Source organism: Bacillus sp. S2(2024) (genome assembly GCF_050474045.1).
GTDB lineage: Bacteria > Bacillota > Bacilli > Bacillales > Bacillaceae_G > Bacillus_A > Bacillus_A yunxiaonensis.
In genome coordinates, this window is record NZ_JBFLUS010000003.1 from 3,705,377 (window position 1) to 3,721,450 (window position 16,074).

Here is a 16,074-nt window from a genome sequence, read left to right on the forward strand (position 1 = left end):
AATTCAGCATATAAAGGAGGTATAGATATGTACAAACCAATTGTGATTGAGGAGTATACATCAAATTGGGCATTACAATTTAAAGAGGAACAAAAGATCATAAAAGATATTATGGGTAGTACAGCGCTTGCTATTGAACACATCGGAAGTACATTCGTCGAAGGATTAAGCGCGAAACCTATACTTGATATAATGATTGGAGTTCGTGATCTTAGTGAAGTAGACACATTTATTGAACCATTAGAAAAAATCGGGTATGAACATGTATTTCATATAGAATTCCCTAATAGGAGATTCTTTAGAAAAGGATTGTGGAGAGGTGGAACGCATCATTTACACATTTATAAATTTGGTAGTGACGAATGGGATAGTAACCTTTTATTTCGAGACTATTTAAGAAATCATCTTGATGTGCGTCAGCAATATAATCAGCTAAAAAAGGAATTAGCAAATAAACATCATTTTGATAGAGTTGCATATACAAATGCAAAAGCACCATTCATAACAAGTGTTATCCAAAAGGCTAAATTGTCGAATTAATAGGAAGATTGTCTATTTTTTGTTGATTTGTTTTATTTTTAGTGTTACACTTACAATCACAAAGAGAGAGTAGCTAAAACCCTCTGTGTTCCAAGAAGTATAAATATTCATTTTTTTGCTTGTTTACTCCTTTTTCACTTGTTTGACATGCGTGTACATTTATCACTCTTTCTTTGCTGTCCTGTCATAGCAAACCAAATACCTTGAATTTTTTGAGGTTATTTGGCTTGCTATGCATTTTGTCTATTATCTAACTAGATTATTAACACAAAGACTTGTATGCTTTTTGCAATAGAAAAAGCCCCTTTAGATTTTTTTCTGAAGGAACTTTTGTAGCGTTCTAGTTATATCGAGTATAAGTAAAAAGTTAAAAACTCAAAATGCGAACCGTTTTCTGTGTTGCATTTAATTCAATCGTCGCTCCAATTCGCATTGTTACGATAGGATGTGTATGGCAGCAATCAAAATCCGCTAAGATTGGGATGTCAGTGTCCCCGATTACTTCGAGTAAAATGTTATATGGTGTTAACCCTGTTCCTTGATCGTCAAACTGTTCATGCTTTCCTAAGATAATCCCACTAACCTTGTCGAATATACCATTTATTTTTAAGAAACTAAAATGCTTTTCAACGATCGCTGCTGTTTTTTTGCAGTCTTCGATCATTAAAATATCTCCCCTATTAATAGCAGGCATATACGGACTTCCCCATATACTTAACATTGTCATTACATTTCCAGCTATTAATCGCCCTGTTGCTATACCTTCTTTTACACAAATCCATTCATTGGGATAACTTTTTTTGGAGCGATTTTGTTCCTGCCAATTTAATTGCTCATCTGTCCAAACAGGATATAGCGGATATTCATATGGAAGTGCTTCATTTTTTATTAGCACATCTTCAAATGATGAAAATGTATGATTCACATACGGAGGAAATTCTCCCAATGACGAAATTAAGGAAGGCCCATAAAATGTTTGAATACCTGTTTGAGCATAAATCCCCAATAAAATTGCTGTAACGTCTGAATATCCAACAAAAATCTTAGGGTGTTTCTTTATTGCTTCGTAATCCAAATAAGGAAGTAAAGAATTTGAATTGCTCCCTCCAACAGACGACATAATACACTTAATTTCTGGATTTCGAATGAGTTCATTTAACTCTTGAACACGATCCATTATACTTCCAGATCGATACCCATCATGTTTTCCAGTAAGACTTCCATCAACGATACGAAATCCTTTACTTTCTAGAAACTGTTTGGAACGTTTGAATCTATTAGGCGATGTATATGTACCTGGCAGTGATGGTGAAAAAATACCTATTTGATCTCCTTTGTTTAACTGAAACAATCCTTTTCACTCCTATGTATTACATGTGATGTCCACATTTAATATGACCTAATAATAGCTTAGATGATTCTGATGTAAAGTGAAACTTCCATCAATGTTTTTTCACCCTCCACTGATAGAAAGCCCTCACCAATCAAGCGCATGCCAGCAGTTATCTCCCACCTATCTTCTGTAGAAAAGCGGAAGCGGCTCGCCCAGAATCGCAGGACGTTGGAGCACCCAACAGAGATGCGCTTTTTGCCTCGTACGAGGGGGCGAAACGACCGGAGATTCTAGCCGCTAGAGCTGGACAACGCTTCCCTCACAATCTTGAGGTGGGGGTCTACTTGCTAACGAATGGCGGGAGTGCAGCGAATATCTAGATATATTAAGTTTTCATAAGTAGGCTTATATCAATCTACTTAAATGTCGAATTATAAAGAAAATTGTCTATTTTTTGTTGATTTATTTTATTTTTAATGATAAACTCATAATCATAAAGAAAGAGTAGAAAAAAAACACCCTATAAGCTTTATATTTTTCTGAAAATTGAGTTTTTGAACCGTTTTACTTTCATTGACATTCTTGTGCTTCTCTAACTCTTTCTTTTTTCCAAGAAGCTGTCACAAAGCTAGTACTTTGTGGCGGCTTCTTTACTTTATTCCCTAAAAAAAGAAAAAACCTGCGCACTATTGCGCAGGTTCTGTACGATATTTTGCTTCAACACGGTAAATACGATTTCCCTTGCTTGAGAATTTTTCTTCGTATTCCGTCATAATATTGCCTTCAAAATCACTGTTATGAAGATCTAAACTAATATACGGCAACAGCATGCCATATTCCGCCATACTTGTAAGAGAGTATTCGAACAAGGCTTGGTTATCTGTTTTGAAGTGAATTTCTCCACCCTTTACAAGTACCGTTTCATAATTACGTAAAAACGTTTTATACGTTAAACGACGTTTTTCATGACGATTCTTTGGCCATGGATCAGAGAAGTTTAAATACACGCGATCAATTTCATTCTCCGCAAAGAATACTGTTAAATCTTCTGCATCTTTATTAATCAATTTTAAATTTGGTACTCCTTCTTCAATTAGCTTATCAAGCGCATCTACAATTACACTTGTAAACTTCTCAATTCCAATATAGTTTACATCTGGATTTGCTTTTGCCATTTCGTACATGAAGCGGCCACGGCCTGTTCCAACTTCAATATGGATTGGATTATCGTTACCAAATAACTCTTTCCATTTCCCATTCTGTTCTTCCGGATTTCCAATTACAAACTGCGTATATTCTTTCGTTCGGTCCATTGCATATGGTTTATGTCTTAAGCGCATAGTTCTCTCCCTCTCTGTATTTCAAGATGTGTGTATCAAATAAAAAACCAAGTACGTACGAGCACTCGGTCCGTTTCTTTCAAGTATAAGATTTGTTATTTTGATGGAAACTACAAAGTGTATTCATCAGCAGTTCATTACGCTCGTTTCATTGTTACGATAACAACTGAAAAGGATGTGTCAAAAATGCCACTTAATCATGAACATCAAATGGCAATCTTAAAAGACATCTTAGTCAATCATCAAAGTGATTGCTGTGGAACGGTTTCTGAGTGTGAACAATTAGAACGTCTTATTCAATCATTACTCGCAAATGACAGTGTGAGAAATGAAGTGAAAACAATGTTAAACGATGTATATTACTATAGTCAATCGGGTAAATACTCTTCTGATTTAGATGGCCATATTTCTGGTCATCAAGAACAACTGTCACAATGGATTACAGGAATGGATAGTTTTTCTTAAATTATTCTGAAGCAAGTAGTTGCATTAAATATTGAAGCCAATATTCTGCTTCTACTTGCTTATTTTTTGCTGTATACCATTGTACGAAAATCATACATTGCAGCGTAACATACCATTTCATACGGCTCAACAAAGAATCAGTCAGTTCTAATCCGTAATGCTCAAGCCACTCATGCCATTCATCTCTTGGGATGTACCAATGGAGTAACATTCCAATATCAAGAGCTGGGTCTGCAATAATTGCCCCATCCCAATCAATCAAGAACAATTCATTATCATCTGTTAATAACCAATTGTTATGATTCACATCGCAATGACAAACAGCAAGATTATCAAATTCTACATTTTGAAGGGACTTTTGTAAATACTGAAGTCCTTTTTGAATGATTTCATTTTGCTTTACATCCTCTTGCAAAGTGAGAAGCGCTTCTTCTAATATATCTTGCGCTTGCAAAGGCTGTTTACCAAGCTTTTGAATCATATGCACTAACGCTTCAGAAGAATGAATTTTTTTCAGCAATGCTGCAACTCGCTTAGATTTCATATCTTCTGGCTCTAATCTTTGCCCTGGTAGCCACTTTTGTGCCGAAATGACATCACCATTTGTTAATCTCCTTGTCCAAAGTAGCTTCGGAACAATCCCTTCTGCTGACAATACCGCAAGAAAGGGCGATGAATTGCGCTTTAAAAATAGTTTATGTTGTTCATCATGCGCAATGTAGGCATCTCCTGTCGCCCCTCCGGCTGGTATAACTTTCCACTCTTCTCCTAACAATTGTTCCAACCATTCCATGTTCATTACCCGTTAACAATTCCTTATCTTTTATAGTTATGAAAGGAAACACCGCAACATATTTCAAAACATGTTGAGGGTTTCCAGCCATTCTGTTTCACTGTATGCAAATGTAAGAAAAAAGAGACAAACAAGCTGTTCAATCTTTTACTTTATTTTACAAAAATAATAATATATATGGCAACTTATATGAATAGCCACCTTTGTCAATTCTACATTTATTATATTCGCATCGTCAAGGGTCGATTCGTCACATTTTCGCCAATATATAGGTACTAATCGGAGCAATCACAAATGTATCTCCATTAAATGAAGAAATTGGAATCTCTGCTGCCTTTATATCATTTCCAAGTACATGCCATACACCGCTATTTGGCAATGAAACGGTTTTCTCTTCTGTTCCATTATGAAAGAGCACAACAATTTCTTTCCAAGTTCCAAACTGCTGCACATCTTGTAAATAATAGAAAATAACAGAAGGATCTGCATGAAAAAAAGACATATGCCGCTTAATGAGCTCCGACGACCTAAAACGAAATGCTCCGTGTGATTTTCGAATACGAATGATTCCTTTTATATAGGAAACATTTTCTTCTTCCCGCTCTTTTTGATCCCAGTCCAACTGATTGATGCAATCTGGAGCATTATAACTGTTTTCATTTCCTTGTTTTGTACGGTAAAATTCTTGACCAGCATGTAAGAACGGAATACCTTGTGCTAATAATGTCATAGTTGTTGCGAGGCGATGACGACGTTTTTGCCACTGTTCCTCTTCTTTACTGCTGCTTACAATCTTATCCCACATTGTCATGTTATCGTGACATTCTACATAATTAATGCTTTGCATAGGCTCTTGAAATAAACTAGACGACTTTACATAAGGGATACTTCCTGTAAGTAAATATTGGATATGTTCTTTATTTGCTGTTTCACCAAGAGCGTAACCGCTTTTTTGCACATCAAATGTACTTCCCTTGATTCCATCTCGAAATTGATCATTAAACTGAGCAATACATGGAATTTTGATGGCATTTTGCAATGTTGCTTTCTTATCAGCAGCAAGCGGTGTTTGCAAATCCCATCCTTCTCCTAGCAATACTACATGTTCTTTCACTGTATTTGTTTTTTCACGAATTTCGTTCATCGTATCAACATCTAAAATACCCATTAAGTCAAAACGAAACCCGTCCACATTGTATTCTGTTAACCAATATAATACCGAATCGACAATAAATTTCCGCACCATATTACGCTCTGACGCAATATCATTTCCAACCCCCGTCCCATTCGAAGGCATCCCATTTTCATCGTGCCGAAAATAATATCCTGGTACAAGCTTTTCAAAAGAAGATGTTTCCCTTTCATACACATGATTATAAACAACATCTATAATAACGCGTAGACCGTGCCGATGAAGTGCTTGAATCATTTGTTTACATTCCACAATTCGGTTGTACGGATCAAACGGATTTGTTGCATAGCTTCCATTTGGAACGTTGTAATATAACGGATTATATCCCCAGTTATACGTTTTAAACGGCTGCTCCTCATCTACTCCAGCATAATGATGAATAGGCAATAGCTCGATATGTGTAACTCCCAATTCCTTTATATAAGAAAGAGCTGTTAACGTTCCAAGTTTTCCTACTGTTCCTTCTTCCGTTAACCCGAGGTACTTTCCTTTATTCCTTGCACCGCTATTAGGATGAACCGTTATATCACGAATGTGTGCCTCATAAATAATGGCATCCGTCATAGAAGTCATTGGCGGTAATGGTTCATGGTCTTGTACATATGTTTTCGCAAGATTTACGACGATTCCATATGTGCCATTTAAAGAAACTGATTTTGCATATGGATCAACGGCCTCTCGCCAAATGAGATTGACACAGACAAGAAATGTATATTGCGCACCATCCCAGTCTCCCGCCAACTCATAACACCAAACGCCTTTTTCTTGTCCATTCATTTCATAATCTGTATACGCATCGGCGCTTTCATAAATACGAACTTTTGCTTTCGTGGCTGTTGGTGCCCACACTTTAAACTTAGTTTGCTCCTTTGTATAAGAAAATCCTAAATCGTTTCCTTCATACATATATAACTCATCAAACTTCGCTGTGCGAATGACAGCACCCATCTGCAAATCCGTTTCTACACCGCGCTCATCACATATGATATAACACTGATTCAGTGTAATGAATTCATTCACTTTACATTCATATTTTATTGCATGTGGAAGAGGGGTGACACGTTCGATAGAGAGCTCCCATTCATTTGCACCTTGTTTTAAATGGAAGATGCTGCTCTTTCCGTACGCATGCGGAAGTAAAATTGTGATTTTATCCATTTCATCTAAATATGCTTCAAACGTACGTTGTATGTTTAACATATGTACTCACATCCTCCCGAGAAACATTCCATTTTCTATAGTATATTCAAAAAATCAGAAAACGTTTTCAAGCTTGTGTCTTCTGTAAAGATATTTCATAGATTGCCTCATACTTTGGCATCCGGTCTACATGAGTTTCGTATAAGGTTACTGTTTCGATTTCAAATGTACGCCGCGGCACTGCTGAAAGCTGTTTTTCATCAAATTTTTCTTCACCTTTCCATTTACGAGCTATCGTAATGTGAGGATGATATGGGCGTGTTTCTAATTGAAAACCATTCTGTTCACATATCGTATACACTTGTTTTTGTAAGTCAAACAAAGCTCTTTCTTCTTCTACTCCCACCCAAAAAACACGCGGCTGTTCTTTTCTTCCAAACGTATAACATCCTTGCAATGTAAGTGAAAAACGTGAAGTTTTAGCTAGCTGCTGCAAGTCTTGTTTCAGTTTTTCAAGTTGCGTTTCCTCAGTACTTCCTAAAAACGACAGTGTAATATGATAGTCCTCTTTATGCACCCAAGAACGAAACAGAGCGGTTTCTTCTATCGCTCCTTTCCACTCTGCCAACACGTTCTTTATCTCATTTGGTAATTTCACTGCAATAAAATAATGTCTCGCCATCTTTTCCAACTCCTTTGCCCAGTATTACATTATCTAACACAATACAAAGCAGAATTTTTCACTATTATTAGTGTGAAACGTCTTCTTATTCTCCATACATACAAAAGAAGCCGCTCTCCTTGTAGAGAGCGGTTTATTCATTGGTTTCGATTTTTCAACATGTCATATTGCAAATAGCAGAAAGATGCTTTCCCCTCTTTCTATATGTAACCAGTGTCGCTGGTACGGAAAACAAAAAGTGACCTGTACTCGTTTTCTCTCTTTGTTTTCGTACGGCACGTGGCAGAAATAGGCCCTGACCGCTTCTATGCACCGCCAGTTCCTCTCGCCTACCTAAAAAAGAAAGGTTTTATGTTTTTTAATTTGCATTTCCATACTACTATTTCGCTAATTCATAAATAGCATGCGCATAGATAGCTGTCGCTTTTAATAAATCCTCAATTTCAATATACTCATCTTTTTGATGCGCCAATTCTTCTTTTCCCGGGAATAGAGGACCAAACGCAACGCCAGCTTCCAATGAACGTGCATATGTACCGCCGCCGATTGCTAATAACTCTGCTTTTTCTCCTGTTTGCTCTTCGTATACACGCTGAAGTGTACGAATTAACACATGATCTTTATCTACATGATGCGGACGAGAGTCTGACACATTTGTTATAGCAAAGTCCTGTGCACTCACATAATTCGTTAATGTTTGCAGCCTTTCTTCTAAGTTTGTTGTAACTGGATAACGAATATTTAATCCCAATTTACCGCCTTCTTCTTGCGTATAAGAAAGAAGACCAACGTTTACTGTTAATGGCCCAGTAATCTCATCTGCATAAGCAATGCCAGCTTGTTTTCCAAGCGTATCATTTGTGAATGTTTCCGCCGCTAGGCTCACAAATGCTGCACCTTGCTCATCTAAATAGATTGCTGTTAAAAAGTTCGCAAGTGTTAATCCTGCATTTTCTCCTTGTTCAGGCGTAGAACCATGTGCAGAAATGCCTTTTACTTGCAGTGTAACTGTATTTCCTTCTATAATTGCTTTTCCATTTTTCTTTGCTTCTTCCACATATTGTTCATACTGACTTGCAAGTTCTGCTGCTTTTTCGCTCGTTACAACGGCTTCTGCAAAATCAGGAACCATATTTAAACGACGTCCAGATGAAAATGATACTAATACATTCTCTCCTGCTGCATGTTCTTTTTTATTTTGAACAACATATAAATCGCAAATTCCTTTTTCAGCATTAATAATCGGGAAATCTGCATCCGGTGCAAATCCCATCGTTGGCATTTCTTCATGTTTGAAGTAATGATCCACACACTTCCAATTACTTTCTTCATCTGTTCCTAAAATCATACGAACACGCTTAGAAAGCGGCAATCCTAATTCTTTTACAATTTTCATTGCATAGTAAGCAGCCATCGTTGGCCCTTTATCGTCAATTGCACCGCGTGCAAAAATTTTACCATCGCGAATATCCGCACTATATGCAGGAGTTGTCCAACCGTCTCCTTCTGGTACAACATCAACATGACATAAAATACCAAGAAGTTCTTCTCCTTGTCCCATCTCTAAATGACCTGCATATCCTTCTAAATTTTTAGAAAGAAATCCGTCAGCTTCTCCCTTATCTAGCATGAAAGATAAGGCCTTTGCTACACCCTCGCCAAACGGTGCACCTTCTTTTGCCGTATCTTCTTCCCATACACTTTTAATTTGTAAAAATTGCTGCACATCGTGAATAAGAGCATCTTTTCGTTTCTTTACTTCTTGCATCCAATTTATATTTGCCATACCTTCACCTTCTTCTCTAATCTCTCTTTCATCATAGCAAACGATTTCTTATTATGCTAGCAAGGAAAGGTAGAATACCGAACAATTTAAATATTTCAGATAATTAAATTTAGGTTTTTCTTATTTTTCTCAAAATTTTTTGCAGGAATTTGACGTTTTCCGTAGAAATTTAGTAAGATAGTTGATAAAGAGAAACAAAATATCAACAACTTTCTTTCTACAAACTCTATTACATGTTAAAATTTTGTAAAATTTGAGCAAGTTAGAGCATGATTTTTTTCATATGGAGTACAATGGAAGTAAAGACCTTCTTTCCTGAATGGGTCAAAAAACTTGTAGAGGAGTGGTTTTTTGATAAAACCTACAACTACTCGTATGCTAACACGCATTAAATCTATCTATATGTACATTAATGAGAAAGGCACCGTAACGACGCAAGACCTTGTAGATGAGTTCGGGATCACACCGCGAACGATACAGCGCGATCTGAATGTGTTGCAATTTAATGAACTCGTGTATAGCCCTTGCCGCGGCAAGTGGACAACAACAGGAAAGAAAGTGAGAATGACCTCGTGACAAATTTAACTTGATTTACAATATATATCCCCTTTCTAGACAGAGAAAGGGGATTCTTTTTCGTTTTTGGAATCGGTCACAGGATCATATATGTAATCAATTATCTAAACTCTCTGTTTTTGAATGATATGACTTCAGCATCTCTACTTCTTCATCTGTTAACTCACGATATTGTCCAAGCTCTAATTCTTCATCTAATACTAAAGGCCCCATTTCTGTACGTTTTAAGTACACAACCTTTTTTCCCACTGCTTCAAACATGCGCTTTACTTGATGAAACTTACCTTCTGTAATAACAAGTTCAATTTCAGACACATCATCGCTTGTTAGAATTGTAAGCTCTCCTGGCTTCGTTTCATATCCGTCATCTAAAATAACACCTTTTTTAAACGCAGCAATATCCTCTTCCGTAACTTTCCCAGCTACTCTCGCAAAATATTTTTTAGGCACGTGCTTTTTCGGAGAAAGCAATTGATGCGCTAACTTTCCGTCATTCGTTAATAAGAGAAAACCTTCTGTATCGATATCAAGTCTTCCAACTGGAAATGGATCAAAAATAGCATCTTCTAGTTCTAATAAATCAACAACCGTTTCATGGTTATCATCTTCTGTTGCAGAAATAACGCCTTGCGGTTTATGCATCATTAAATACACAAATTCTTTATACTCCACTACTTCACCGTGAATCATAACCTCTTGTTCTTCCACATTCACATGATATTTCGCATCTTTTACCGGTACGCCATCTATTTTTACAACGCCGTCTTTTAATAACTTCTTCACTTCTTTGCGGCTACCATAGCCCATATTTGCTAATAATTTATCTAATCTCATTATTTCACACCTTCTTTTTATACTAAGAAAAAGAGAGGCGCACAATTACGCCCCTTTCGTTTTCACTTTAATTTTGAATCTATTACCAAGTTTACGCTGAATCTTCTCTAAAAATTCACCGCCAAGTACTCGTTCGATTACGCCTGTACGAAGTGCTAAATAGCCATATACAGACGCTCCTCCCAATGCGCAAATGCCTACTGTAACCAATGCCGGAAAACGGCTTGTCTCATATGGAAGCATAAAGGAAAGAATCCATAATAATAGCTTTACAACAATCACCATCACAGTTGTTAATACTGCTATTTGGAACGTTCGTTTATATACAAGTCCAAATGAGAAATGGGCATATTTTCGAATTTGTTTATTTGTATACCAAATGGATACGAAAAACCCTACACCTGTTGCTACGACGGCACCGATTGTTCCAAAATAACGAATAAACAGCACATTACATAAAAATTTTAAAATAATCCCAATGCCAAGTGCAATAATTGCATGCTTTTGTTGATTAATTCCTTGCAAGATGGCTGCTGTCACTGTGAACAATGCAAATAATAATGCGACTGGTGCATACCACATTAATACTTTTCCGCCAAGCGGATCAGCTTCGTAAAATGCTGTATAAATCGGATAAGCTAAAGCGGAAATTCCAGCTACAGCTGGCAATGTTAAAAACATATTCACTTGAAACGTTTGTGTAATTTGCTGTTTTAAATAACGGAACTGCCCTTCTGTAAACGACTTTGTAATCGCTGGTACAAGCGTTAAACTGAACGCCGTCGCAAGCGATACTGGAATCATAATTAACTTATGTGTCCACATCGTAAAAATACCAAGAGCACGCTCTGCAATATCACCCTGTCCAATTGCTTGCATAATTGAGTTAAATGTTAACGCGTCAATTTGCTGATAAAGCGGAATCGTTAATCCAACTACAACGTAAGGAATCGCATAAGCAAACAGTTCTTTAAATAGGTCAAATGTACGAACTGTTGATTCTGGCACTGTTTGATTCATGATATATTGATCTAAATGATGCTTTCGTTTCATCCAATACCAAATGAGCACAGCTAATGCTACAACTGCGGAAACAAACGCTGCAAACGTTGCCACACCAACTGCTGTTGCGACCGAACCCTTCAATACTTTTATTACAATAAAACTACCTGCAAGTAAAAATACGATACGAATAATTTGTTCAATAATTTGTGACACTGTCGTAGGTCCCATCGATTGATGACCCTGAAAATAGCCGCGAATTAAACTCGCTGCCGGTACGACAATAAGTGCAAAGCTGACTAGGCGAATAATCATTGTTACATCTGCTAAGCTGTTATGTAAACTCTTTTTCCCTAGCATTGCCTCGGCAAATAACGGTGCTGACATATACAATACGAAAAAGGAAAGAATTCCGCTCACAATCATCATGATCATACCCGAGCGAAACATTCTTCGGCTCGTTTTATAATCTCCGAGCGCATTATACTTCGAAACAAACTTTGAAACTGCAAGCGGCACTCCCGCTGTTGCGATGCTTAAAAAAATTGTATATGGAATATATCCATATGTATATAGCGTCCCGCCTTCTGTACCAACTAACGCATGAAACGGAAAGACGTAAATCATACCAAGGAACTTTACTAAAAATGTCCCAAGCGTCACAATAAGCGTTCCGCGTAAAAATTTTGAATCGGACATAAAAAATCCTCCTCCATTATTCAAAACGCTGAACTCAACTTTTGTATTGTACCACAATTTCTCGTGTAAACAGTACCTTCCCTCATTTTTCTTTTCTATGAAAACGTGATATTCTTGAATGCAGCAAAATAAGAAAATGAGGTCGATTTATATGTATTATGATGTAATTGTCATCGGGGGAGGTCCTTCCGGATTAATGGCAGCAATCGGAGCTGCAGAAGAAGGTGCACGCGTCTTACTTCTTGATAAAGGCGATAAGTTGGGAAGAAAGCTTGCGATTTCTGGTGGAGGACGCTGCAACGTGACAAACCGTCTCCCGCTTGATGAAATTGTAAAGCATATCCCTGGAAATGGTCGTTTCTTATATAGCGCGTTTTCTATTTTTAATAATGAAGATATTATTCAGTTTTTCGAAAAGCTCGGCGTGAAATTAAAAGAAGAAGATCACGGCCGCATGTTCCCAGTATCGAATAAAGCACAGTCAGTAGTCGATGCTTTGTTAACACGCTTAAAGGAACTGCGCGTTACGATTCGTACCAATCTTCCTGTTAAAACAGTAGAGTATGAAAATGGACAAACGAAAGCGGTTATTCTGCAAAATGGAGAAGTTCTTGAAACAAATCATGTTGTAATCGCTGTTGGCGGTAAATCTGTACCGCATACCGGCTCAACTGGTGATGGCTATGCTTGGGCTGAAAAAGCTGGGCATACCATTACAGAACTATTCCCAACTGAGGTACCGATCCTTTCTAATGAACCATTTATTCGTGACCGTACATTACAAGGCTTAGCACTGCGTGATGTAGAACTAAGCGTATTAAATCCAAAAGGGAAAGCTGTTATCTCGCATAAAATGGACATGCTCTTTACCCACTTTGGTATTTCTGGTCCAGCAGCTCTTCGCTGCAGTCAATTTGTTGTAAAAACGATGAAAAAATTCAAAACAAACAAAGTAACAATGAGCATTGATGCATTGCCGGATGAACATAGTGAACAACTCTTCCAGCGCATGATGAAACAAATAAAAGAAGAACCGAAAAAAGGATTGAAAAATGTACTAAAAGGTTATGTACCTGAGCGTTATTTCTTATTTCTATTAGAAAAAAATGAAATTGACGGCAGTCAGCAATGCGGACAAATTTCTCATGAAAAAATCCGGGCTCTTGCTGCAGACTTCAAAGGATTTACCTTTACCGTAAATGGAACGCAACCTCTTGAAAAAGCATTTGTAACAGGCGGTGGTGTGTCTGTCAAAGAAATTAATCCGAAAGAAATGTCATCAAAGCTCATGAACGGTTTATATTTCTGTGGAGAAGTTCTTGATATTCACGGCTATACAGGCGGATATAATATTACTTCTGCACTTATTACAGGGCGAATTGCTGGAATGACTGCGGGGCAAAATGCGAACATGTAATAGTAAAAAATGTCGGATATTGTAAAATAACCGATATATCAGTATAAAGAACCAAAGGGGAAAACAGATGAGAAAAAAAGTAATGATATCTTTAATGTTAATGACGTTTCTCTCCGCCGTTGAAGGAACGATTGTTAGCACAGCTGTACCTCGCATTACAAGCGAACTTTCAGGTGTGGAACTTGTAAGCTGGGTATATGCGATTTATATGTTAGCAACCGCTGTATCAACACCGATCTACGGAAAGCTAGCAGACTTGTTTGGACGTAAAAAAGTACTATTAATTGGCGCAACTATCTTTTTAATCGGCTCTACATTATGCGGCCTTGCAGCGACAATGGGACAATTAATTCTTTTCCGTGCTTTGCAAGGGTTAGGTGCAGGAGCTGTCATGCCAATTACAATGACAATTATTGGTGACTTATACAGCGAAGCAAAGGACAGAGCAAAAGCGCAAGGCTGGCTGAGTGCTGTTTGGGGTGTATCTGGTGTTGTTGGACCGTTAGTTGGCGGTTTTTTAGTCGATTCACTATCTTGGCGTTATATCTTTTTCTTAAACATTCCATTCGGAATCTTTGCTTGTGCGATGATTGCGATTTCTTATAAAGAATCCATCAAACCTGCAAAACATCATATCGATTATCCAGGTGCTGTTATCTTCTCACTTAGTACGATTGCCTTACTTTATGCACTATTAACAGGAAGTCAGCATCAAAACTGGGGCGATATCACAATCATTGGCCTGCTGTTATTTGCAGTTTTCGCATTTATACTCTTCTTATTTGTAGAAAAGAAATCACCAGAGCCATTAATTCCGTTAGATCTTTTCTCTAACCGGGCTGTATCTATTGTGAATGCATTAACGCTAATTGCTGGTGGTATGATTATTAGTATTACAATGTACCTCCCAATTTGGACTCAAGGTGTATTAGGAAAAAATGCAACAGAAGCCGGTTTGATTCTCATGCCAATTCCAGTCCTTTGGACAGTTGGGGCCATGCTATCTGGTAACTTAGTTGGGCGGTTACAAACAAAACAAATTATTTTACTTGGCGGCAGCATTATATCCGTTTCTACATTCCTGTTATTCACATTGTCTACTCATTCACATCCAGCTCTCATTTACATCGCAATGGGTCTGTTTGGCTTAGGAATGGGACTTGTGACACCAATCTATATGGTCACAATTCAAGCTTCTGTCCCTGCAAATAAACGCGGAACAGCGGTCGGTTTAAATACATTTATTAATACATTTAGCCAAACGCTGGGAGCAGCTGTATTTGGAACGATCTTCAATATAATGATTCACGGCGCAGGTGAGGGAAATGTAAACTTAGTGACCTCAGAACACGGAAGTGCCGTATCAGGATCGCAAGAAGTATTAGCTTCAAGTGTGCATATGATCTTTAGTGGGACGTTTATATTAGCTGTTATGAGTTTACTCATTTCATGGCTGTTCTTACAATCAGCGAAACCCGAAGCATCTACACCTGCGCAAAAAACAGCAAGTAATTAAATCGTGACTCTTTATAAAGTGAGTCACACTGTAGAAAAAGTGTTGAGAAATTCTCAACACTTTTTTCATGAGACAAGCACTTCTCTCAACATTTCTTCATACACTGCTCACATAAGAAATCAAAAATCAATTTAACCTTACAAAAAATGAGAAACATAAAGGAGATGGGTGAAATGTACTATTGCATCAGCTGTTCTGAAATTCATTACAAAAGAAATGCAACAGATAAAGTTTTCGAAAATGGTTTTTATATCGATCCATTTGGAGGCAGACGACTTCATTTAGGAATGTGTCAATCGGCAGTAAAACATGAAGTACCGATTCCTCATGAACTCGAAGCAGAAATACCCGATGCACACACAATCTTAAACGATTTTCCTCTCACTGATGTAACACCACTGTAAACGTTCCTTTTCATGCGGAAGAAGCATCCTCGTTTTCGCCGTAATCCCCACTACAATTGACGAGAAAATAAATACAGAACCTTTTCACATACTTGGATAATGAGAGCACTTTCGAAAATATGTTTAAAAACAACATGAAAAAAGAGCCAGGAATGTTCCAGCTCTTTTTCATGTTGTTTTATAAATAATCATTGCCGAAAAACAATAAATCTGACTCTCTTCATCATTGTTCGAAACCGATACTTGGTACTTAATATCTACAATTTGCTCTTCATCCATTTTCTTCAAAAAAACATTGATTGCCTCTTCTAAATCCTTTTCGTGACTTTCATCAAATATCTTCACGCGAATCACA

At 37.4% G+C, this 16,074-nt stretch carries 15 protein-coding genes; 6 read left to right on the top strand and 9 right to left on the bottom strand.

Annotated features, from left to right (window positions below):
* Positions 1-27 precede the first annotated feature (27 nt).
* The gene (locus AB1284_RS18745; RefSeq protein WP_429753496.1) at positions 28-540 is read left to right on the top strand and encodes a GrpB family protein; all 513 of its coding nucleotides are present in this window, start codon (positions 28-30) and stop codon (positions 538-540) included.
* Positions 541-907: 367 nt separating this feature from the next.
* On the opposite strand, the gene AB1284_RS18750 is transcribed toward AB1284_RS18745, so the two are convergent.
* A complete protein-coding gene (locus AB1284_RS18750; protein WP_429753495.1) occupies positions 908-1,891 on the bottom strand; it encodes a S66 family peptidase in 984 nt (327 codons plus the stop codon).
* Between the two features lie 668 nt (positions 1,892-2,559).
* On the bottom strand, positions 2,560-3,213 hold the full coding sequence (trmB, locus tag AB1284_RS18755; RefSeq protein WP_429753494.1) for a tRNA (guanosine(46)-N7)-methyltransferase TrmB: 654 nt from the start codon (positions 3,211-3,213) through the stop codon (positions 2,560-2,562).
* A 186-nt stretch (positions 3,214-3,399) separates the two neighbouring features.
* Between trmB and AB1284_RS18760 the strand changes: the two genes are divergently transcribed.
* Complete coding sequence (locus AB1284_RS18760) at positions 3,400-3,678, top strand: YtzH-like family protein (RefSeq protein WP_336484467.1); 279 nt, start codon at positions 3,400-3,402, stop codon at positions 3,676-3,678.
* A gap of 1 nt (position 3,679) precedes the next feature.
* On the opposite strand, the gene AB1284_RS18765 is transcribed toward AB1284_RS18760, so the two are convergent.
* The 4 genes from AB1284_RS18765 to pepV form a co-directional block, all read right to left on the bottom strand.
* Entirely contained in the window at positions 3,680-4,477 is a 798-nt protein-coding gene (locus AB1284_RS18765; RefSeq protein ID WP_429753493.1) for a phosphotransferase, read from the bottom strand.
* Between the two features lie 244 nt (positions 4,478-4,721).
* The gene (gene pulA / locus AB1284_RS18770; protein ID WP_429753492.1) at positions 4,722-6,863 is read right to left on the bottom strand and encodes a type I pullulanase; all 2,142 of its coding nucleotides are present in this window, start codon (positions 6,861-6,863) and stop codon (positions 4,722-4,724) included.
* 67 nt (positions 6,864-6,930) lie between these two features.
* On the bottom strand, positions 6,931-7,485 hold the full coding sequence (gene thpR, locus AB1284_RS18775) for an RNA 2',3'-cyclic phosphodiesterase (RefSeq protein WP_429753491.1): 555 nt from the start codon (positions 7,483-7,485) through the stop codon (positions 6,931-6,933).
* 379 nt (positions 7,486-7,864) lie between these two features.
* Positions 7,865-9,271, bottom strand: a complete 1,407-nt coding sequence (gene pepV / locus AB1284_RS18780) for a dipeptidase PepV (RefSeq protein ID WP_429753490.1) — start codon at positions 9,269-9,271, stop codon at positions 7,865-7,867.
* A 354-nt stretch (positions 9,272-9,625) separates the two neighbouring features.
* On the opposite strand from pepV, the gene AB1284_RS18785 reads away from it, so the two are divergent.
* On the top strand, positions 9,626-9,847 hold the full coding sequence (locus AB1284_RS18785; protein ID WP_035436379.1) for a DeoR family transcriptional regulator: 222 nt from the start codon (positions 9,626-9,628) through the stop codon (positions 9,845-9,847).
* 96 nt (positions 9,848-9,943) lie between these two features.
* Here the strand turns inward: AB1284_RS18785 and AB1284_RS18790 are convergent, their stop codons facing one another.
* Entirely contained in the window at positions 9,944-10,681 is a 738-nt protein-coding gene (locus AB1284_RS18790; RefSeq protein ID WP_429753489.1) for a pseudouridine synthase, read from the bottom strand.
* A gap of 45 nt (positions 10,682-10,726) precedes the next feature.
* Positions 10,727-12,382, bottom strand: a complete 1,656-nt coding sequence (locus tag AB1284_RS18795; protein WP_429753488.1) for a putative polysaccharide biosynthesis protein — start codon at positions 12,380-12,382, stop codon at positions 10,727-10,729.
* 151 nt (positions 12,383-12,533) lie between these two features.
* Between AB1284_RS18795 and AB1284_RS18800 the strand changes: the two genes are divergently transcribed.
* The 3 genes from AB1284_RS18800 (at position 12,534) to AB1284_RS18810 (ending at position 15,719) form a co-directional block, all read left to right on the top strand.
* Positions 12,534-13,799 (top strand): NAD(P)/FAD-dependent oxidoreductase, encoded by a 1,266-nt coding sequence (locus AB1284_RS18800; protein ID WP_429753487.1) that lies wholly within the window; start codon positions 12,534-12,536, stop codon positions 13,797-13,799.
* Between the two features lie 67 nt (positions 13,800-13,866).
* Positions 13,867-15,315, top strand: a complete 1,449-nt coding sequence (locus AB1284_RS18805) for an MDR family MFS transporter (protein ID WP_429753486.1) — start codon at positions 13,867-13,869, stop codon at positions 15,313-15,315.
* Between the two features lie 173 nt (positions 15,316-15,488).
* Positions 15,489-15,719, top strand: a complete 231-nt coding sequence (locus AB1284_RS18810; protein ID WP_429753485.1) for a DUF3973 domain-containing protein — start codon at positions 15,489-15,491, stop codon at positions 15,717-15,719.
* Between the two features lie 168 nt (positions 15,720-15,887).
* Here AB1284_RS18810 and AB1284_RS18815 read toward each other — a convergent pair whose 3' ends face one another.
* Positions 15,888-16,073 carry a sporulation protein Cse60 gene (locus AB1284_RS18815; RefSeq protein ID WP_336484452.1) on the bottom strand — a complete coding sequence of 62 codons (186 nt, stop codon included), beginning with the start codon at positions 16,071-16,073 and terminating at the stop codon, positions 15,888-15,890.
* Between the last annotated feature and the right edge of the window lies 1 nt (position 16,074).